The following is a 20,193-nucleotide window of genomic DNA, read 5'->3' on the forward strand; positions in this document are numbered from 1 at the left end:
CAGCCAGCCTATGCGAGCCGCGAACCCTCCGGGGCGGGACCGGGAGCGAACCAGGTGCCGACCGACGCGGTCGAGAGCGCCTCGCCGACGAGCGCCGTCGCGGTGATGAGCACGGCGGTGCCCGCCTCCGCGGCGATGCGCGCGGCACTGACCTTCGTCTCCGCTCCCCCGGTGCCGACACCCGACCGGCCGGCGTTGCCGATCTCCACGCCCGCGAGCGGGTCGCCGAACGGCACCTCGTCGATGCGACGCGCGCCGGGCAGGTGCGGCGGAGCCGTGTACAGCGCGTCCACGTCGGAGAGGAGCACGAGCAGGTCGGCGCCGACGAGTTCGGCCACGAGCGCAGCGAGGCGATCGTTGTCGCCGAACCGGATCTCGTGCGTGGCCACGGTGTCGTTCTCGTTGACGATCGGGAGGATGCGCAGCCCCAGGAGGCGCTCCATGGCGCGCTGGGCATTGCTGCGCGGCGTGGGGTGCTCGAGGTCGCCGGCCGTGAGCAGGACCTGGCCCGCGACGATGCCGTAGCGATCGAGCGCGTCCTGGTATCGGAACACCAGGAGGTTCTGGCCGACCGACGCCGCGGCCTGCTGCGTGGCGAGGTCGGTGGGGCGCTCGTCGAGACGCAGGTACGGCATGCCGGTGGCGATGGCGCCGGACGACACGAGGACCACCTCGACGCCGCGTGCGTGAGCCGCCGCCAGCGCGTCCACGAGCGGGCCGATCTGCCCGGCCTGGTCGCCGCTGATGGACGACGAGCCGACCTTGACGACGATGCGGCGCGCCACCTCGATCTCGGTGCGCACGAGCGGGGTCATTCGGTGTCGTCCTCGTCCCAGATGCCGGACTCGCGCTCGCGCTCCAGCTCGGCGCGGGCCTCGGCCTTGGCATCCATGCGGTCGTGGTAGTCGCTGCGGCGCTCGGCACGCGTCGCGCGCCGGTTGTCGTCGAGGCGCGTGTCGGCGCCGCGCGGCGCCACCATCACCTCGGCGGCCGACGTCAGCGTGGGCTCCCAGTCGAAGACGACGCCCGCACCGGCACCGATCACGACGGTCGAGCCGGCGACCGCGCCGGCGCGGACGAGCTCGTCCTCGACGCCCAGTCGCGCGAGGCGATCGGCGAGGTAGCCCACGGCCTCGTCGTTGGCGAAGTCGGTCTGGGCGACCCATCGCTCGGGCTTCGCCCCGAGCACGCGGTACAGCGTGCCGTAGGTGCCGCCCTCGGGCTTCACGGTGAACTCGACCCGGTCGACCGCCCTCGGTCGCAGCACGATGCGCTCCGGCTCGGGTTCGGCGGCGGCCGCCTCGCGGGCGGCGGCGACGAGCTCGGCCAGGGCGTAGCCCAGCACCCGCAGCCCCTCGTGGCTCACCGTCGAGATCTCGAACACCCGGAACCCGCGGGCCTCGAGCTCGGGGCGCACGAACTCGGCGAGCTCCTTCGCCTCGGGCACGTCGACCTTGTTCAGCGCGACGAGCTGGGGGCGCTCGAGCAGGGGCGTCTGGCCCTCCGGCACGGGGTACGCGCCGAGCTCGCCGAGGATCACGTCGAGGTCGCTGACGGGGTCGCGTCCGGGCTCGAGCGTGGCGCAGTCGAGCACGTGCAGCAGCGCCGAGCAGCGCTCGACGTGGCGGAGGAACTCGAGCCCCAGGCCGCGCCCCTCGCTGGCACCCTCGATGAGACCGGGGACGTCGGCGACGGTGAAGCGCGTCTCGCCCGCCTGCACGACGCCGAGGTTCGGATGCAGCGTGGTGAACGGGTAGTCGGCGATCTTCGGCCGCGCCGCCGACATCGCGGCGATGAGGCTCGACTTGCCCGCGGACGGGTACCCGACGAACGCCACGTCGGCGATCGTCTTGAGTTCGAGGACGACATCGCCCTCGAAACCGGGGGTGCCGAGCAGCGCGAAGCCCGGGGCCTTGCGCTTGACCGACGCCAGCGCGGCGTTGCCGAGGCCGCCGAGGCCGCCGGAGGCCGCGACGAAGCGCATGCCCGGGGCATCCAGGTCGGCCAGCTCGCCGCCGTGCTCGTCCTTCACGACCGTGCCGACCGGCACCGGCAGCTCGAGCGGCTCGCCGGTGGCGCCGGAGCGGTTGTCACCCATGCCGGGCGAGCCGTTCTCGGAGGAGCGGTGCGGACGGTGGTGGTACCCCAGCAGCGTCGTCACCTGCGGATCGGCGACGAGCACGATGTCGCCGCCGTTGCCGCCGTTGCCGCCGTCGGGGCCGGCGAGCGGCTTGAACTTCTCGCGGCGCACCGAGACGCAGCCGTTGCCGCCGTGACCGGCGCGCAGGTGCAGCGTCACCTCGTCGACGAAGCTCACCATGGGCTGCTCCTCCCCCGTCTGGAAATGCGTGAGGGCGAGCCGAAGCCCGCCCTCACGATGATCTGTCCGACTACTCGGCGGCCGCCACGACGTTGACGACCTTGCGGCCGCCCTTCGTGCCGAACTCCACCGCGCCCGCCTGGAGGGCGAACAGCGTGTCGTCCCCGCCGCGGCCGACGCCGGCGCCGGGGTGGAAGTGCGTGCCGCGCTGGCGGACGAGGATCTCGCCCGCGCCGACGACCTCGCCACCGAACCGCTTCACGCCGAGGCGCTGCGCGTTCGAGTCACGACCGTTGCGAGTCGAACTCGCACCCTTCTTGTGTGCCATCGCTGTCTCCTCTGGCTCTACTTGATGCCGGTGACCTTGACGCGCGTGAGCTCCTGACGGTGGCCCTGGCGCTTCTTGTACCCGGTCTTGTTCTTGAACTTCTGGATGACGATCTTCGGGCCACGGAGGTCGCCGAGGACCTCGGCCGTGACCTTCACCTTCGCGAGCTTCTCGGCGTCGGAGGTGATCGTCTTGCCGTCGACCAGGAGGACGGCGGGCAGCTCGACGTTGCCGTTCTCGTCTGCCGTCACGCGGTCCATCGTCACGATGGTGCCGACCTCGACCTTCTCCTGCCGGCCGCCGGCGCGCACTACTGCGTAAACCACTACTCGTACCAATCTCCAGGGAGCCTCATCGGCTCCATCGTGTTGTTGAGGATGTCACTGCGCGGACGACCCCAGCGGGAAGGAGGGCCATTGCTGCCAGAAAACCATGGGCGGGCCCGGGATAAGCCGAGACGCACCAACAGACGATTCTACGGGACCGGAGGGCGCCGGTCAAACGGCGGCCGTCGGCGCGTCGCCGTAGACTCGACGCCATGGCCGTGCTGATCGATCGCCCGATGTGGCCGGCGCACGGCACCGTGTGGTCCCACCTCGTCAGCGACCGCTCGCTCGATGAACTCCACCGCTTCGCCCGCGCCGCCGGGATCCCCGAGCGGGCGTTCGACCGCGACCACTACGACGTGCCCGCCGAGCGCTACGACCAGCTCGTCGACGCGGGCGCGGAACCCGTGTCGAATCGCGAGCTGGTCGTGCGCCTGCGCGCGAGCGGGCTCCGGATCACCGCCCGCGAGCGGCGCTCCGGCGCCTGAGCGCGCCGCTCACTCGGACGGTGCGTCCCGCCGGGTCACGATGGGCTGCGCGGCGTTGCCCTGGAGCGCGGCCGTGGTCACGCGCCGCGACTTCGAGCGGCCCTCGCCGGGCTGCTTCGGCGCGGGCAGCGCATCGAGCACCGAGCCGAGCAGGTGCTCCGCGTCGGCGTCGGGGAGACGGCGCTTCCGGCGCGACCCGCCCTCGACGGGGATGTCGAGGATCTGGACCGACTCGGACGGCTGGGGCTCGGCCGACACGGGCTCGGCGACAGTGGCGGCGGCGACCTGCTCGGCCGCGGCCGCGGCCTCCTCCTGCCGCTCGTGCGCCAGGGTCGACGCCGCGATCTGCGCGAGTGCGTGCTTCGCGTCCTCGGTGATGCCGTGCGTGCCGGCGTGGCCGTTCGACTTCTGCTCGGACCTGGCGCCCTGCGGCGGCTGCCCGCCGCCGTTGCCGCCATTGCCACCGGCGTTGCCCCCGCCGCCGCGTCCGCGACGACGCTCGGGCTGCTGCGACGAGCGGTGCTTCGCGATCGGCTCGTGGTGCACGATGATGCCGCGGCCGGCGCACACCTCGCACGGCTCGCTGAACGACTCGAGGAGCCCGAGGCCGAGCTTCTTGCGGGTCATCTGCACGAGGCCGAGCGAGGTGACCTCGGCGACCTGGTGCTTCGTGCGATCACGCGACAGGCACTCGACGAGGCGCCGCAGCACCAGGTCTCGATTGGACTCCAGCACCATGTCGATGAAGTCGACCACGATGATGCCGCCGATGTCGCGCAGCCGCAGCTGGCGCACGATCTCCTCGGCCGCCTCGAGGTTGTTCTTCGTGACGGTCTCCTCGAGGTTGCCGCCCGAGCCGACGAACTTGCCCGTGTTGACGTCGATGACCGTCATCGCCTCGGTGCGGTCGACGATGAGCGAACCGCCCGAGGGCAGCCAGACCTTGCGGTCGAGCGCCTTCTCGATCTGCTCGGTGATGCGGTACTCGTCGAACGCGTCGCGCTCGCCCTCGTACTTCTCCACGCGCTCGAGCAGGTCGGGTGCGACCTGGCGGAGGTAGCGCTCGATGGTCTCGCGCGCGTCCTCGCCCGAGATGATCATCTTCTGGAAGTCCTCGTTGAAGACGTCGCGGACGATCTTGATCAGCAGGTCGGGCTCGGAGTGCAGCAGCGCGGGCGCCTGCACCTTCTCGAGCTGCGAGCTGATGTCGGCCCACTGCGCGGTGAGGCGATTGACGTCGCGGGTGAGCTGCTCCTCCGTGGCACCCTCGGCGGCGGTGCGCACGATGACGCCGACGTTCTCGGGCAGCACCTCCTTGAGGATCTTCTTCAGGCGTGCGCGCTCGGTGTCGGGCAGCTTGCGGCTGATGCCGTTCATCGAGCCGTTCGGCACGTAGACGAGGTAGCGACCGGGCAGCGAGACCTGGCTGGTCAGGCGCGCACCCTTGTGGCCCACCGGGTCCTTGGTCACCTGCACGAGCACACGGTCGCCCGGCTTGAGGGCGAGCTCGATGCGGCGCGGCTGGTTCTTCTCGCCGTTCTCGGCGGCGGCGTCCCAGTCGACCTCGCCGGAGTAGAGCACCGCGTTGCGGCCGCGACCGATGTCGACGAACGCCGCCTCCATGCTCGGGAGCACGTTCTGCACGCGACCGAGGTAGACGTTGCCGATCAGCGACGCGTCCTGGTTGCGCGCGACGTAGTGCTCCACGAGCACGCCGTCCTCGAGCACGCCGATCTGGATGCGACCCGCCTTCGCGCGCACGACCATCGAACGGTCGACGGCCTCGCGACGGGCGAGGAACTCGGCCTCGGTGACCACGGCACGGCGGCGGCCGGCGTCGCGGCCGTCGCGGCGACGCTGCTTCTTCGCCTCGAGGCGGGTCGAGCCCTTGACCTTCTGCGGCTCGGTGATCTGCTCCGGCTCGCGCGGCTTGCGCACCTTGACGACGGTGTTCTCCGGGTCGTCCGATCCGGGGCCGCGGTCCTCGCCGCTGCGGCGACGGGCACGTCGGCGCTTGGACGAGCCGCCGCTGCGCTGCTCGTCCTCGTCCTGCTCGTCGACGCGGCGGCCCGGGCGCGCCGGGAGCGGCGTCACGTCGGGGGCGTGGAAGATGAGCGACGTCGTGGTGAGCGCCTCGGGGATCGGGCTCGGCGCAGGCGCCGGCTCGGGTTCGGGCTCGGCGGATTCGGCCGCGGCCTCGCCTCCCGTCTCCGGCGGCTCTTCGGGAGCGTCGCCGTGCTCGCCCGCCTCCGGGACGAGCTGCGACGTGCCGTCGACCGGCTCCGCCACGCGGGCGTCGGCCCCGGCGTCCTCGACGGGTCGCTCCTGCGGCTCGTTGGGTTCGTTCGTCTGGTCGTTCGTACCTTCCACCATCGCTGGTGCACTCCTATGCCGGACGGGTGACCGCGTCACCCCTCCGGTACTCTCTCGAGCGGCGACCCCTCATGGGTCGTCGCGAATCCTTCGCTTCGCAGCCGACTCGCGTCGTCACTGCCACATCTCGCGGTCGTCCTGACCGCACATCCGGATGCCCCGCATCCGCAAGCCCTCGTTGGCGCCGGCCGGACGCGGTCCGGACAGCTGCGTCGATTATCGCACGGACGCGCGCGGTGCGCGCCGATCCCCGCGTGACATAATCGGCCGGTGACCGTGAGCGAAGCCCCCAGCCGTCCGGAAACCGACGCCCCGGCGCGTCCCGTCGCGCTCGCCGTGTTCCTCGTGATCGCCGGCGTCACGGGGCTCATCGCCGCGTTCGAGCTGATGATCGAGAAGATCGCGGTGCTCGAGGACCCGTCGCACTCGGTGTCGTGCGACTTCAGCGTCCTGGTGGGCTGCTCGACGAACCTCGCCTCCGAGCAGGGCGCGGTGCTCGGCTTCCCGAACCCGATCATCGGGCTCGTCTGCTGGCCCGTCGTGATCACCATCGGCATGGCCCTGCTCTCGGGGGCCCGGTTCGGCCGCTGGTTCTGGATCGGCTTCAACGTCGGCGTGACCGCGGCGCTCGGCTTCGTGTGCTGGCTGATCTTCCAGTCCATCTACGTGCTCGACGTGCTCTGCCCGTGGTGCATGCTCACCTGGGCGGTCACGATCCCCACGTTCTGGGCCGTGACGCTCCGGAACGTCCGCGAGGGCGTGTTCGGGGGCGGCACGCGCGTCCGGCGCGTCGGCGAGGTGCTCTCGGGCTGGATCCCGCTGATCACGGTCGTCTGCTACCTCATCGTCGTGCTGCAGGCGCAGCTGCGCATGGACGCGATTCCGCGCATCTGGTTCGACCTCATCGGCTGATCAGCGGTCCTCGCCGAGTACGGGCGAGCGGATGCCACTGGCCGCCGTCGGTCCCCCGTGCCATGGTGTGCGCATGGGCACGCTCGTCTACGCCACCATCGCCTCCCTCGACGGCTACGTGAACGATGCGCAGGGCGCGTTCGACTGGGCCGAGCCCCCGGAGGACCTCGTCGGCAGCATCAACGACGTCCTCGACGACGTCGGCACGTACCTCTACGGCAGACGCATGTACGACGTCATGCACGTCTGGGAGACCGACCCCGACTTCGCCGGGCCGGGACTGCCGGCCGAGACGGCCCGGTTCTCCGCGGGCTGGCGGGAGGCCGACAAGGTCGTGTTCTCGTCGACCCTCACCGAGGCGCTGACCACCCGCACCCGCATCGAGCCGGCGTACGACGCCGACCTCGTGCGGTCGATCGTGGCAGACGCTTCGGGCGGCGTCACGATCGAGGGCCCCACGCTCGCGGCGCACGCGCTGCGCGACGGGCTCGTCGACGAGGTGCACCGGTACGTGGCGCCCGCGATCGTCGGCGGCGGGACGCCGGTCTTCGTGCCGGGCCTCCGGCTCGACCTCGAGCTCGTCGAGGAGCGCCGCTTCGCTCGCGGGTTCGCGCTGCTGCGCTACGCCGTGCGCTGACCCGGCCGCGGTGCGGGCGCCGCCCGCACGACACCACGCGCACGACGTGGGGCGCCGGACCCGCGCGCTGCGGATCCGACGCCCCTGGTCGGTGCGATGCTCCTAGCCGAACCAGAGCGCGAGCTCGCGCTCGGCCGACTCGGTCGAGTCGGAGCCGTGCACCAGGTTCTGCTGCACGGGCAGCCCCCAGTCGCGGGCGAGGTCGCCGCGGATCGTGCCGGGCGCGGCCGTGGTCGGGTCGGTCGTGCCGGCCAGCGAGCGGAAGCCCTCGATGACCCGGTTGCCGGCGACCCGGATGGCGACGATCGGGCCCGACTCCATGAACTCGACGAGCGGCTCGTAGAACGGCTTGCCCTCGTGCTCGGCGTAGTGCGCCGCGAGCAGCCCGCGGTCGGCCTGGAGCAGGCGGATGTCGACCAGCGAGTAGCCCTTGGCCTCGATGCGGCGCAGGATCTCCCCGGTCAGGTTGCGGGCGACGCCGTCGGGCTTGACGAGGACGAGGGTCTCTTCGATCGGGGTGGTCATGCGGATTCCTTCCGTGTGCGGTCGATACGTGCCCCGGCGACCATGGCGTACCACCACATGCCGCCGAACAGGGCGCCCACGAAGAACATCGCGGGGGTGAGGAAGCCCGTCGCGAGGAGGATCCCCTGGAGGACCCACCCGGCGACGTATGCGCCCTCGAAGCGCAGGAGCGCCATGATCGCCAGCAGCGCCACGAGCAGCACGCCGCCGCCCACGAGCGCCCACCAGCGCGGGATGCCGTCGTCGCCGAACGGCGCCGGCGACAGCCCGAAGACCGTCAGCGACGCGAGCAGCACGATGAACAGCTCGAAGCCGAGCACGATGCTCGCGAGGCTCCGGCGCACCGAGCCGGCCGGTCGCGCCACGGGTGCCTGCTCCCCGGCGGTCACGGCTTCCACTCCCGGTCGTCGGCGAAGGCCATGGCCTCGGCGACCAGGGTGATCGAGCCGGTCACGACGACGGCGCGCCGCGGCGCCTCGGAGGCCCAGTCGTGCGCGGCCTCGAACGCATCCTCGGCCCGGTCGTACGATGCGACGCGCTTCTGGCCGACGACCGATGCCGCCAGCTGCGCGAGCGCCTCGGCGGGGATCGCGCGGTCGGACTCCGATGCGGTCACGAGCATGACGTCGGCGATCGCATCGAGCTCGTGCAGGATGCCCGCGGCATCCTTGTCGCCCAGCACGCCGACGACCACGGCGATCTCGTCGAAGTCGAACACCTGGCGCACGGCCTCGACGAGCGCGTGGGCGCCGTGCGGATTGTGCGCGGCATCCACGAGCACCGTCGGCTCGACGCCGACGAGCTGCATGCGCCCGGGGGACGTCGTCGTCGCGAAGGCCTCCTCGACGACCTCGCGCGACAGCGCGTGCTCGCCGGACCCGAGGAACGACTCGACCGCGGCGACCGCGACGGCGGCGTTCTGCGCCTGGTGCGCCCCGAGCAGCGGCAGGAAGACCTCGGCGTACTCCCCCGCGATGCCGCGGATCGACAGCAGCTGCCCGCCGACGGCGACGGTGGCGGCCGTCGTCTCGAACCCGTCGCCCTCGAACGTCAGCGTCGACTCGCTCAGCCGGCTCGCGGTGGCCAGCACGTCCGCCGCCTCCGGCGACTGGCGAGCCGAGACGACGGATGCCGCGGGCTTGATGATGCCCGACTTGGTGCGCGCGATCTGCGTGACCGTGGAGCCGAGGCGCGAGGTGTGGTCGAGGTCGATCGGCGTGAACACCGCGACCTGGCCATCGGCGACGTTGGTCGAGTCCCACTCGCCGCCCATGCCCACCTCGATGACGGCGACGTCGACGGGCGCGTCGGCGAACGCCGCGAACGCGAGCCCCGAGAGCGCCTCGAAGTAGGTCAGCGGCACGTCGCCCGCCTCGGCGAGCTCGGCGTCGACCATCTCGACGTACGGGGTGATGTCGTCCCAGTTGCGGGCGACCGCCTCGTCGGTGATCGGCTCGCCGTCGATGAGGATGCGCTCGGTGAACCGCTCGATGTGCGGGCTCGTCAGCAGGCCCGTGCGCAGCCCGTGGGCGCGCAGCAGGCCCTCGATGAGCCGGCTGGTGCTGGTCTTGCCGTTCGTGCCGGTCACGTGGATCACCGGGTAGGCGCGCTGCGGGTCGCCGAGGAGGTCCATCAGCCGGCGCGACGGGCCGAGGCGCGGCTGCGGCGCCTGCTCGCCGATCCGCGCGAGGAGCGCGGCGAACACCTCGTCGGCGGCGTCGCGGAAGTCGTCGTCGGTCATGCCCGGGTCACCTCCACGGCGAGCGTCGCGCCCCCGGCCAGCCGGACCGCATCGTCGCCTGCGCCGTCGGCGGTCACCTCGAGGTCGACCGCGAGCGTCTCCTCGGCGATGAGCGCCCGGTGCGCCTCGAGCGCGGGTGCGGACGCGTCGTCGGCGCGCAGCCGCAGGCGGATGCGGTCGCTGACCTCGAGCCCCGCCGCCTTGCGCGCGTCCTGCACGGCGCGCACGGCGTCGCGCGCGAGTCCCTCGGCCTCGAGCTCGGGCGTGGTCGCGGTCTCGAGCAGCACGAACCCCTCGCCGGGCAGCAGGCCGATCGCCCGCGACTCGGCGTCGGCGTCGCCCGAGACGAGCGCGAGCTCGTACTCGCCCTCGACCAGCTCGATGCCGCCCGCGACGACCGTGCCGTCCTGCTCGGCCCAATCACCCTCGCGCGCGGCACGGATCACCGCCTGCACCTGCTTGCCCAGTCGCGGCCCGGCCGCACGCGCGTTCACCGACAGGCGACGCGAGATGCCGTACGCCTCCGCGCTGCCCTCGTCGAGCGCGACGAACCCGACGGACTTGACGTTCAGCTCGTCGCGCAGGATCGCCGCGTACGGCTCCAGCCCCGCGGCATCCGGAGCCACGACCGTGAGCGACGCGAGCGGCAGACGCACCCGTCGGCCCGCCTGCTTGCGCAGCGCGAGCGCGGTCGAGCTGATCTGGCGCACGGCGTCCATCGTCGTGACCAGCTCGGGGTCGGCCGGGAACTCGTCGGCGGCCGGCCAGTCGGCGAGGTGCACGCTGCGCCCACCGGTGAGCCCGCGCCACACGGTCTCGCCGACGAGCGGCACGAGCGGCGCCGCGAGCCGGCAGAGCGCCTCGAGCACGGTCCAGAGCGTGTCGAACGCCTCACGGCCGCTGCCGTCTTCGCCGACGCCGTCCCAGAACCGGTCGCGCGAGCGCCGCACGTACCAGTTGGTGAGCACGTCGGCGAAGTCGCGCAGCTTGGCCGCGGCCATGGTCGCGTCGAAGCGCTCCAGGTCGTCGGTCACGCCCGCCACGAGGTCGTGCAGCTTCGCGAGCAGGTAGCGGTCGAGCACGTCCTCCGAGGAGGTGGAGCGGCGGGCCTCGTAGCCGGTCGCGTTGGCGTAGAGCGAGAAGAAGTACCAGGTGCTCCAGAGCGGCAGCATGAACTGGCGCACGCCCTCGCGGATGCCCTCCTCGGTGACGATGAGGTTGCCGCCGCGCAGCACCGGGCTCGCCATGAGGAACCAGCGCATCGCGTCGGATCCGTCGCGGTCGAAGACCTCGTTCACGTCGGGGTAGTTCCGCAGCGACTTCGACATCTTCTGCCCGTCGCTGCCGAGCACGATGCCGTGGCTGATCACGTTGCGGTACGCCGCGCGGTCGAACAGCGCGGTCGACAGCACGTGCATGACGTAGAACCAGCCGCGGGTCTGCCCGATGTACTCGACGATGAAGTCGGCGGGGTGGTGCGTGTCGAACCACTCGCGGTTCTCGAACGGGTAGTGCACCTGCGCGAACGGCATCGAGCCCGAGTCGAACCAGACGTCGAACACGTCGGGGATGCGGCGCATGGTCGAGCGGCCCGTGGGGTCGTCGGGGTTCGGACGGGTGAGCTCGTCGATGTACGGCCGGTGCAGGTCGGGCTCGCCGTCGGCGTTCACCGGCAGCGCGCCGAAGTCGCGCTCCAGCTCTGCGAGCGAGCCGTAGACGTCGATGCGCGGGTAGGCCGGGTCGTCGCTCTTCCACACGGGGATGGGCGAGCCCCAGTACCGGTTGCGGCTGATCGACCAGTCGCGCGAGCCCTGGAGCCACTTGCCGAACTGGCCGTCCTTGACGTTCTCGGGCACCCACTCGATGCCCTGGTTCAGGTCGACCATGCGGTCGCGGAACTCCGGCACCCGCACGAACCAGCTCGACACCGCGCGATAGATGAGCGGGTTGCGGCACCGCCAGCAGTGCGGGTACGAGTGCTCGTAGCTCGCCTGGCGGAGCAGGCGCCCCTCGGCCCTCAGCAGCTGCGTGAGCGGCTTGTTCGCATCGGACCACAGCTGGCCCGCGACATCCGTCACCGCCGGCAGGAACCGGCCGCCCTCGTCGAGCGAGATGACGACGGGGATACCCGCCGCCTCGCAGACCTGCTGGTCGTCCTCGCCGTAGGCGGGCGCCTGGTGGACGATGCCGGTGCCGTCGCTGGTCGTCACGTAGTCGGCGACGAGGATGCGCCAGGCGCGCTCGAGGCCGTACGTCTCGACGTCGGCGTAGTAGTCGAAGAGGCGGTCGTAGGTGACGTCCTCGAGGTCGGCGCCGCGCACGGTGCGCGAGATCGCCGCCACCGCGTCGTCGGCCGACTCGTAGCCGAGGTCCTTGGCGTAGTTGCCCACGAGGTCGCGGGCGAGCAGGTACTCGCCGCCGAGCACCTCGGTGTCGCTCTCCCCCGCACGCTCGCGCAGCACGGTCGCGTCGGGCGTGCCCGCGGGGCCGGCCGCGACGACCGCGTACTCGATCTCGGGGCCGACGGCCAGCGCGAGGTTCGTCGGCAGCGTCCAGGGCGTGGTCGTCCAGGCGAGCGCCCGCACCGCGGTCAGCCCGAGCGTCTCCGCCTTCGCGCCCGTGAGCGGGAAGGTCACCGTGACGGTCTGGTCCTGGCGCATCTTGTAGACGTCGTCGTCCATGCGCAGCTCGTGGTTCGACAGCGGCGTCTCGTCGCGCCAGCAGTACGGCAGCACGCGGTAGCCCTCGTAGGCGAGGCCCTTCTCGTGCAGCTGCTGGAAGGCCCAGAGCACCGACTCCATGAAGGTCACGTCGAGGGTCTTGTAGTCGTTCTCGAAGTCCACCCAGCGCGCCTGGCGCGTGACGTACTCCTGCCACTCGCGGGTGTACCGCAGCACCGACTCCTTGGCGGCGGCGTTGAACGCCGCGATGCCCATCTCCTCGATCTGGCTCTTGTCGGTGATGCCGAGCTGCCGTTCGGCCTCGAGCTCGGCGGGCAGGCCGTGGGTGTCCCAGCCGAAGCGGCGGTGCACCTGCTTGCCGCGCATGGTCTGGAACCGCGGGAACACGTCCTTGGCGTAGCCGGTGAGGAGGTGCCCGTAGTGCGGCAGGCCGTTGGCGAACGGGGGGCCGTCGTAGAAGACCCACTCCTCGGCGCCCTCCCGCTGGTCGATCGACGCCTGGAAGGTGTCGTCGGCCTGCCAGGACGCGAGCACCTGCTGCTCGAGTTCCGGGAAGTTCGGGGAGGCTGCGACCTCGCCGCGGTCGTTCGGGGTGCGGGGATACAACGGGTCTCCTGCGGTGACGTGATGTCGTCTACGAGGACGTCGGACGCCCGTCGGACGCCGTCGCGGTACCACCTCGATTGCCCCGGTGACCCGGAACCACTCGTTCATTGGCTGTGACGGGCCAGCCCCGTCCGGTTCTAGTGGCGAGCGGATGCTGCGCACCCACCCGCGTTCTTCCGGAGACTCCCCGGTGATGGCCGGATCGACGTCGTTGCGCTCCAGTGTACCGGCCGGGGCGGTCCCGCACACGCGGCCCGGGCGGGCCGCGCCTGTGCACAAGCCACGCGCCGGGCCGGGGCGTCGCCTACCCTCGTCTGCGACGAGCGGCTGACACGGAATCGACACGGAGGACGCCATGAGCGACGACGGCACGAGCACCCCGAACGACGGCGCCACGGGCGGAGACGAGCCCACGACGCCGATCGATCACGCCGAGACCGTGCCGATGACGCCGGTGCCGGCCGAGGCCGCGGCCGGCGAGTCGCCCGAGACCGGAGGGCGCCGCACGGCACTCGTGCTCGTCTCGATCGCGGCGGGCCTGCTGCTGGTCGCGGTCATCGTGCTGGTGGTGGTGCTGCTCACCGGCGGATCCGACGAGGCGGAGCCGACCGCGACGGCGACGACCGACCCCACGCCGACGGCGACCGAGTCGGAGGAGCCCGAGCCGACCGAGTCCGAGGAGCCCGACGACGACGGCGACGGCGGTTCGACCGACGGCGGCGGTTCGACCGACGGCGGCGGTTCGACCGACGGCGGCGGTTCGACCGACGGCGGCGGCGACACCACGCCCGCGCCCGTGTTCACCACCGTCGCCATCAGCAGCGAGGTCGCCGACTGCGACGGCGTCTCGCAGGTGCCGCTGGCGTTCCAGTGGGTGTCGGAGGGCGCCGAGCAGGCGTGGTTCGGCGTCGGCACGACCGACGCGAAGGCCATGCCCTTCGACGAGGTGTACCCGAGCGAGGAGATCTACGACGCCGTGAGCTTCCAGTGCTCCAACGAGAGCGAGATCTACACGGTCACGCTCGAGGGCCCGGGCGGCATCACGAGCCACACCTGGGAGGTCGTCCGCGGCTGAGCCCGTCACGGGCTCCGCGGCCCGCGTAGGATGCCGGGCGTGACGAACGCACCGACCGCGCCCGCATCCGCTTCCGACCGCCCCTCGCGACCCATGCGGAGGATCGCGACGGCGTCCTTCGTGGGCACCGCGCTCGAGTCGTACGACTTCTACGTCTACGCGTACTTCGCCGCGTTCTTCGTGGGCCCCCTGTTCTTCGAGCCGCTCGGCACGTTCGGCGCGACCCTGACGGCGTTCCTGTCGATCGCGATCGCCTTCGTCGTGCGCCCGATCGGCGCGATCGTGTTCGGGCACCTGGGCGACCGCATCGGTCGCCGGCGCACGCTCATCGTCACCATCACCCTCATGGGCATCGCCACCGGGGCCATCGGCCTCCTGCCGGACTACGCGACCGCCGGATGGCTCGGCGCGATCGGCATCATCGTGCTGCGCGTCCTGCAGGGCCTCTCGCTCGGCGGCGAGTGGGGCGGCGCCGTGCTGCTCGCCACCGAGCACGCCGACCCGCGGCGGCGGCCCTTCTTCGCGGCGATCCCGCAGCTCGGCTCGCCCGTGGGCTCCATCCTCAGCGCCACGGTGTTCATCGTCATGACGACCGTGCTCTCGACCGAGCAGATGGTCGCCTTGGGGCTGGCGCATCCCGTTCCTGACGGCGATCCCGCTGCTGCTCGTGTCGCTGTACCTGCGCTGGTCGATCGACGAGACGCCCGTGTTCCGCGAGCTCGTCGCCGAGCACCGGCGCGACCGGGTGCCGTTCGTTGCGATGTTCGCCCGGCAGCCCGTCGCGATCGTCGTCGCGGTCGGCGCCGCGCTGCTCGGCATCGGCTCCTACTCGCTGATGAACACGTACACCGTGAACTACGGCGTGACCGTGCTCGACTTCAGCTTCCAGGACCTGTTGGTCGCCACGACGATCGGCGGACTGCTCCAGCTCGTCACCATCCCGACCTTCGGCTGGCTCGCGACGCGCATCGGCTCGGCGCGCGTCGTCGCCTGGGGCGCGCTCGGCACGCTGCTCGTCGCCTTCCCGATGTACTGGCTGCTCCAGTTCGCCACGTTCCCGATCCTCGTCGGCACGATGATCATCGGCGGCATCCTGCCGACCATGGCCTGGGCGAGCCTCGGCGGGTTGATGGGCGACCTCTTCGACGACCACTTCCGCTACTCGGCCCTGTCGTTCGCCTATGCGATCGCCGCGGTGATCTCCGGCTTCGTGCCGGCGCTCACGCTCACCCTGGGCGAGTCGACGCAGTTCGCGTGGTGGCACCCCGGCGTGGTCCTCGCGATCATGTCGGCGATCACGCTGGGCTCCGCGCTCGCCGCCGGTGCCATCGCCGCGCGTCGCCGCGAGCCGGTCGCCGCCTGAGGCGGTCCGGAGCCGCTCCTCGCCGCCCCGCGGCATCCGCTCGCCCGTTTCACCGCAGGCGGCCAGCCTCGTCCGGCTAGAATGCAGTGAATCGCACACTCAGGCACCCCACTTTGACTCGGTGCCGCACATATCGAACCGGAGTTCCCACATGACCGCGTCGCGCATTCCCGACAAGCCCGCCCTCGAAGGACTCGAGCAGAGCTGGGGCACCGTCTGGGAGGAACAGGGCACCTACCGGTTCGATCGCGAGGGCGCGACGAAGGAGAACATCTACTCCATCGACACCCCGCCGCCGACCGCCTCCGGGTCGCTGCACATCGGGCACGTGTTCTCGTACACGCACACCGACGTGGTCGCCCGCTTCCAGCGCATGCGCGGCCGCACCGTGTTCTACCCGATGGGCTGGGACGACAACGGCCTGCCGACCGAGCGCCGGGTGCAGAACTACTACGGCGTGCGCTGCGACCCGTCGCTGCCGTACGAGGCAGGCTTCGCCCCGCCGCACGAGGGCACCGAGGGCAAGACCATCAAGCCCGCCGACCAGGTGCCCATCTCGCGCCGCAACTTCATCGAGCTCTGCGAGCGGCTGACCGCCGAGGACGAGCAGCACTTCGAGGACCTCTGGCGCACGCTCGGCCTCTCGGTCGACTGGACCCAGACCTACCGCACCATCGCCGACGAGGCGATCATGACCTCGCAGCGCGCGTTCGTGCGCAACGTGGCCCGCGGCGAGGCCTACCAGGCGCTGGCGCCCACCATGTGGGACGTGACCTTCCGCAGCGCCGTGGCGCAGGCCGAGCTCGAGGACCGCGAGCAGCCCGGCCACTACCACCGGGTGACGTTCCACCGTCCCGACGGCGGCACGATCGAGATCGAGACCAGCCGTCCCGAGCTGATCGCCGCGTGCGTGGCGCTCGTGGCGCACCCCGACGACGAGCGCTACCAGCCCCTGTTCGGGCAGACCGTGACCACCCCGGTCTTCGGCGTGGAGGTGCCCGTGGTGGCCCACCACCTCGCCCAGAAGGACAAGGGCACCGGCATCGCCATGATCTGCACGTTCGGCGACGTGACCGACGTGACCTGGTGGCGTGAGCTGAACCTGCCGAACCGCGCGATCATCGGCTTCGACGGCCGCATCGTGGCGGATGCCCCGGAGGCGATCGACTCCGAGGCCGGACTGGCCGCGTTCGCCGAGCTCGCCGGCAAGACCGTGTTCAGCGCGAAGAAGTCCATGGTCGACCTGCTGCGCGCCTCGGGCGACCTGCTCGGCGAGCCGAAGGCGATCACGCACCCCGTGAAGTTCTACGAGAAGGGCGACCGCCCCCTCGAGATCGTGTCGACGCGCCAGTGGTACATCGCCAACGGCGCGCGCGACGCCGGGCTCCGCGAGCGCCTCATCGAGCACGGCCGCGACATCGACTGGCACCCCGACTTCATGCGCGTGCGCTACGAGAACTGGGTGGGCGGCCTCTCGGGCGACTGGCTCATCTCGCGCCAGCGCTTCTTCGGCGTGCCGATCCCGGTCTGGTACCCGCTCGACGCCGACGGCGAGCCCGTGTTCGACGAGCCGATCGTGGCGACCGAGGACCTGCTGCCGGTCGACCCGTCGTCGCAGCCGGCGCCCGGCTTCGCGGAGTCGCAGCGCGGCCAGGCGAACGGCTTCATCGGCGAGCTCGACATCATGGACACCTGGGCCACCTCGTCGCTCACCCCGCAGCTCGCGGGCGGCTGGGAGCGCGACCCCGAGCTGTTCGACCTCGTGTTCCCGTACGACCTGCGCCCGCAGGGTCAGGACATCATCCGCACCTGGCTGTTCTCCTCGACGCTGCGCGCCGAGCTCGAGCACGGCAGGGCTCCGTGGACGAACGCGGCGATCTCGGGCTTCATCGTCGACCCCGACCGCAAGAAGATGTCGAAGTCGAAGGGCAACGTGGTCACGCCCGCGGGCCTGCTCCAGCAGCACGGCTCCGACGCGGTGCGCTACTGGGCGTCGTCGTCGCGCCTCGGCACCGACGCGGCGTTCGACCCGCAGAACCCGACCCAGGTGAAGATCGGCCGACGCCTCGCGATCAAGGTGCTGAACGCGTCGAAGTTCATCCTCGGGTTCGAGGGCACGGCGGATGCCCCCGTGACCGAGCCGCTCGACCGGAGCATGCTCGCGACCCTCGAGACCGTGGTCGCGCAGGCGACCGCCGCGCTCGAGGCGTACGACCACGCGCGGGCGCTCGAGCTCACCGAGACGTTCTTCTGGACGTTCTGCGACGACTACCTGGAGCTCGTGAAGGAGCGCGCCTACGGCGAGGCCGGTCCGGCGCAGGCGTCGGCCGTGGCCGCGCTGCACCGCGCGCTGGCGACGCTGCTGCGCCTGTTCGCCCCGGTGATCCCGTTCGCGACCGAGGAAGCGTGGTCGTGGTCGCACGAGGGCTCGGTGCACCAGGCCGCGTGGCCGACGGTCGGCGAGCTCGCGCTCGACGAGGCAGGCGACCCCGAGCTGCTGCGCCTCGCGAGCGCCGCGCTCACGGGCATCCGCCGTGCCAAGACCGACGCGAAGGCCTCGCAGCGCACGCCGGTCGCGACCGCCCGCATCGGGGGCCCCGCGGCCGAGATCGCGCTGCTCGCGCAGGCCGGCGGCGACCTGCGTGCGGTCGGCCGCATCGAGACCCTCGACTTCGACGAGGCCGACGAGCTCGGCGTCAGCGAGGTCGTGCTCGCCCCCGTGGAGGCGTGATGCAGCTCGGCACGCGCTGGCCCGCCGGAGCCGCCGCACCCGCGTCGGTGCCGGACGCGATGCGCGCCGCCATCGCGGACGCCGAGGCCGGCACCGCCTCCCTCGAGGGGCAGTACTGGACCCTCACTTGGCTCGAGGGCCTCGCGATCGCGACCCTCGACGACGGCACCAGGGTGCGGCAGCGTCCCGGCGCCCTCGCGCCGATCGTCGAACCCGCCGAGCCGGAGGCCGACGCCGACGACAACTGGTGAGGCGGTGCGGCTGAGCGGTGGACGATTCGACCGGCCGGCCTCAGCGCATGCCCACGCCCACGCGAAGGCGGAACTCGGCGAGCTCGCCCTCCGCATGAGACGTCGCGGCGGGCGCGACGCGTGCCGAGCGACGGGCGCGGCGACGGCTCGCCCAGCTGGTGAGCCAGATGCCGAGGGACGTGGCGATGCGCTCGACGCGGTCGGCCGGGAGGCGGCGACCGGCGGGGAACGGAAGTGCGCTGGCGGTCATTGCGGGAGTTCCTCTCAATCGACGAGCGGGAAGGCGTTGAGCTGGATGGTCACGGGTCGGGAGCCGGGACGCTCGTCGCCGCGGTAGCGCGCGACGACCTGCTCGATGGCGGCGAGCACCTCGCTCGACGCCTCCTCGAGCTGCTCAGGGGTGAGCCGGAGGTGCGCGCTCGACATGACGCTCGCCTCGAGCCAGTGCTCCGGCAGTTCGCGCATGCCCCGCTCCATGAACTCGCCCAGCAGGCGCTCGCGTTCGTGGTGCACGTGGTCGACGAACACCTGTGCCGCGGCCCGGGATGCCGGATCCGCCGCGTGCTCGGGCGGGGGCACGGAGAGCCCTCCGGGCGTGCGCTCCCACCAGCGCTCGCGCGCCGTGCCGCGACCCTCGACCTCGCGCACCAAGTCGTGTCGGGCGAGCTGGCGGAGGTGATAGCTCATCGCCCCGCTCGACTCCCCCAGCCGTTCGGCGAGCATGCTCGAGGTCGCAGCACCGTACAGCGACAGCGCGTCGAAGATCGCGATGCGCAGCGGGTGGCCCAGCGCCTTCAGCGTGCCGAAGTCGGCGACGCGTGGCTGCGGGGCCCCGGGGTCTCCCGGGTGCGGCTCGGTGGTGTCCATACGGACATGCTACGAGTGCAAAGACTTCTTTGCAAGCAGTTCTTTGCAGCGATTTCTTTGCATCTGCGCCCGGCGCCGACGACGACCGGATCAGGCGTGCGCCACGACCTCCCCGTGCGGCATCAGGAACCACCCGTCGTCGTGCGCCGCCCACTCGCGCCAGCCCGCGGCGATCTCCTTCAGGTCCGACCAGTCGGCGTGGCCCGACTCGATCGCGTGCGCGGCGAACTGCGACTCCACGGCGCGCTCGGCCCACGACCCGCCCCACCACTCGCGCTCCGCAGGGCTCGAGAACAGCCAGATCGACGCGCTCACGTCGACGCGGGAGAAGCCCGCACGGCCCGCCCAGTGCTTCAAGGTGCGGCCCGCGAGCGGATCACCGCCGTTCCACACGTGCACGCGGCGGTAGATGTCGAGCCACCTGTCGAGCGCCGGGATGAGCGGGTACCAGATGACCCCGCCGTAGTCGACGTCGCGCACGCCCGCCACGCCGCCCGGCTTCAGGACGCGGCGGAACTCCCGGAGGGCGTCGACCGGACGACCCAGGTGCTGCAGCACCTGGTGCGCGTGCACCACGTCGTACGATCCGTCCTCCGCGTCGAGGCGATAGGCGTCGTCGACCGCGAACTCGACGTTGTGCACCCCGGCGTCCGCGGCGAGGCCGGACGCCTGCGCCACGATCTGGGCCGACGCGTCCACGCCGCGCACGATTCCCGGATCCACGCGGCGTGCGATGTCGACCGTGATCGTGCCGGGTCCGCTGCCGACGTCGAGCACCCGCGCGCCGGCCCGCAGGTGCGGGATGAGGTACTCCGCGGAGTTCGCCACCGTGCGCCAGGCGTGCGTGCGCACGACGCTCGCGTGGTGCCCGTGCGTGTACTCGTCCCGGGGTGCGACCTCCGACCGGTCGATGTCCGCTGCCATGACACGAGCCTAGGCGCGTCGACGTCCGCCTGACGCGCCTAGGCT

At 71.8% G+C, this 20,193-nt stretch carries 19 protein-coding genes and 1 pseudogene; 8 read left to right on the forward strand and 12 right to left on the reverse strand.

Going from position 1 to position 20,193, the window contains the following annotated elements; all coding sequences use genetic code 11:
- Window positions 1-8: 8 nt before the first annotated feature.
- The 4 genes from proB to rplU all read right to left on the reverse strand — a co-directional run bounded on the left by proB (window position 9) and on the right by rplU (window position 2,974).
- Window positions 9-815: a glutamate 5-kinase gene (proB, locus tag ABZK10_RS14245; RefSeq protein ID WP_353809962.1), complete on the reverse strand. Its 807-nt coding sequence runs from the start codon at window positions 813-815 to the stop codon at window positions 9-11.
- Entirely contained in the window at window positions 812-2,320 is a 1,509-nt protein-coding gene (gene obgE, locus ABZK10_RS14250; protein ID WP_353809963.1) for a GTPase ObgE, read from the reverse strand. Before obgE ends, proB begins: the two co-directional genes overlap by 4 nt.
- Before the next feature lie 70 nt (window positions 2,321-2,390).
- Window positions 2,391-2,648 carry a 50S ribosomal protein L27 gene (gene rpmA / locus ABZK10_RS14255; protein WP_353809964.1) on the reverse strand — a complete coding sequence of 86 codons (258 nt, stop codon included), beginning with the start codon at window positions 2,646-2,648 and terminating at the stop codon, window positions 2,391-2,393.
- 17 nt (window positions 2,649-2,665) lie between these two features.
- A complete protein-coding gene (gene rplU / locus ABZK10_RS14260) occupies window positions 2,666-2,974 on the reverse strand; it encodes a 50S ribosomal protein L21 (protein WP_281886618.1) in 309 nt (102 codons plus the stop codon).
- Between the two features lie 212 nt (window positions 2,975-3,186).
- Between rplU and ABZK10_RS14265 the strand changes: the two genes are divergently transcribed.
- The gene (locus tag ABZK10_RS14265; protein WP_353809965.1) at window positions 3,187-3,462 is read left to right on the forward strand and encodes a DUF4031 domain-containing protein; all 276 of its coding nucleotides are present in this window, start codon (window positions 3,187-3,189) and stop codon (window positions 3,460-3,462) included.
- Window positions 3,463-3,471: 9 nt separating this feature from the next.
- Here the strand turns inward: ABZK10_RS14265 and ABZK10_RS14270 are convergent, their stop codons facing one another.
- Window positions 3,472-5,835, reverse strand: a complete 2,364-nt coding sequence (locus ABZK10_RS14270) for an Rne/Rng family ribonuclease (protein WP_353809966.1) — start codon at window positions 5,833-5,835, stop codon at window positions 3,472-3,474.
- 270 nt (window positions 5,836-6,105) lie between these two features.
- Between ABZK10_RS14270 and ABZK10_RS14275 the strand changes: the two genes are divergently transcribed.
- Complete coding sequence (locus ABZK10_RS14275; protein ID WP_353809967.1) at window positions 6,106-6,747, forward strand: vitamin K epoxide reductase family protein; 642 nt, start codon at window positions 6,106-6,108, stop codon at window positions 6,745-6,747.
- 73 nt (window positions 6,748-6,820) lie between these two features.
- Window positions 6,821-7,384, forward strand: coding sequence for a dihydrofolate reductase family protein (locus ABZK10_RS14280; protein ID WP_353809968.1), 564 nt, complete (start codon window positions 6,821-6,823; stop codon window positions 7,382-7,384).
- Between the two features lie 102 nt (window positions 7,385-7,486).
- Here ABZK10_RS14280 and ndk read toward each other — a convergent pair whose 3' ends face one another.
- Genes ndk through ileS form a run of 4 tightly spaced genes read right to left on the reverse strand, consistent with a single transcriptional unit; the run spans window position 7,487 to window position 13,045 of the window.
- Window positions 7,487-7,909, reverse strand: coding sequence for a nucleoside-diphosphate kinase (gene ndk, locus ABZK10_RS14285; RefSeq protein WP_353809969.1), 423 nt, complete (start codon window positions 7,907-7,909; stop codon window positions 7,487-7,489).
- The gene (locus ABZK10_RS14290) at window positions 7,906-8,274 is read right to left on the reverse strand and encodes a DUF4233 domain-containing protein (RefSeq protein WP_353809970.1); all 369 of its coding nucleotides are present in this window, start codon (window positions 8,272-8,274) and stop codon (window positions 7,906-7,908) included. Before ABZK10_RS14290 ends, ndk begins: the two co-directional genes overlap by 4 nt.
- Window positions 8,275-8,294: 20 nt before the next feature.
- Entirely contained in the window at window positions 8,295-9,650 is a 1,356-nt protein-coding gene (locus tag ABZK10_RS14295) for a bifunctional folylpolyglutamate synthase/dihydrofolate synthase (RefSeq protein WP_353809971.1), read from the reverse strand.
- Window positions 9,647-13,045 carry an isoleucine--tRNA ligase gene (gene ileS, locus ABZK10_RS14300; protein WP_436408537.1) on the reverse strand — a complete coding sequence of 1,133 codons (3,399 nt, stop codon included), beginning with the start codon at window positions 13,043-13,045 and terminating at the stop codon, window positions 9,647-9,649. The genes ABZK10_RS14295 and ileS overlap by 4 nt, the downstream gene beginning before the upstream one ends.
- Window positions 13,046-13,292: 247 nt before the next feature.
- Here ileS and ABZK10_RS14305 point away from each other — a divergent pair, with 247 nt between their 5' ends.
- From ABZK10_RS14305 to ABZK10_RS14325, 5 genes and pseudogenes are all read left to right on the forward strand, one after another.
- Window positions 13,293-14,012, forward strand: a complete 720-nt coding sequence (locus tag ABZK10_RS14305) for a hypothetical protein (RefSeq protein ID WP_353809973.1) — start codon at window positions 13,293-13,295, stop codon at window positions 14,010-14,012.
- Between the two features lie 93 nt (window positions 14,013-14,105).
- Window positions 14,106-14,555 (forward strand): annotated as a pseudogene (locus ABZK10_RS14310) (MFS transporter); the annotation flags it as partial.
- A gap of 124 nt (window positions 14,556-14,679) precedes the next feature.
- On the forward strand, window positions 14,680-15,375 hold the full coding sequence (locus tag ABZK10_RS14315; protein ID WP_353809974.1) for an MFS transporter: 696 nt from the start codon (window positions 14,680-14,682) through the stop codon (window positions 15,373-15,375).
- Window positions 15,376-15,526: 151 nt separating this feature from the next.
- Entirely contained in the window at window positions 15,527-18,106 is a 2,580-nt protein-coding gene (gene valS, locus ABZK10_RS14320) for a valine--tRNA ligase (protein WP_353809975.1), read from the forward strand.
- Complete coding sequence (locus ABZK10_RS14325; protein ID WP_353809976.1) at window positions 18,106-18,357, forward strand: hypothetical protein; 252 nt, start codon at window positions 18,106-18,108, stop codon at window positions 18,355-18,357. The genes valS and ABZK10_RS14325 overlap by 1 nt, the downstream gene beginning before the upstream one ends.
- A 40-nt stretch (window positions 18,358-18,397) precedes the next feature.
- Here ABZK10_RS14325 and ABZK10_RS14330 read toward each other — a convergent pair whose 3' ends face one another.
- From ABZK10_RS14330 to ABZK10_RS14340, 3 genes are all read right to left on the reverse strand, one after another.
- On the reverse strand, window positions 18,398-18,607 hold the full coding sequence (locus ABZK10_RS14330) for a hypothetical protein (RefSeq protein WP_353809977.1): 210 nt from the start codon (window positions 18,605-18,607) through the stop codon (window positions 18,398-18,400).
- A 14-nt stretch (window positions 18,608-18,621) separates the two neighbouring features.
- Window positions 18,622-19,224 carry a winged helix-turn-helix domain-containing protein gene (locus tag ABZK10_RS14335; RefSeq protein WP_353809978.1) on the reverse strand — a complete coding sequence of 201 codons (603 nt, stop codon included), beginning with the start codon at window positions 19,222-19,224 and terminating at the stop codon, window positions 18,622-18,624.
- A gap of 90 nt (window positions 19,225-19,314) precedes the next feature.
- Window positions 19,315-20,148, reverse strand: coding sequence for a methyltransferase domain-containing protein (locus ABZK10_RS14340; RefSeq protein ID WP_353809979.1), 834 nt, complete (start codon window positions 20,146-20,148; stop codon window positions 19,315-19,317).
- Window positions 20,149-20,193: the final 45 nt, after the last annotated feature.

Source organism: Agromyces sp. SYSU T00194 (genome assembly GCF_040496035.1).
Classification (GTDB): domain Bacteria; phylum Actinomycetota; class Actinomycetes; order Actinomycetales; family Microbacteriaceae; genus Agromyces; species Agromyces chitinivorans.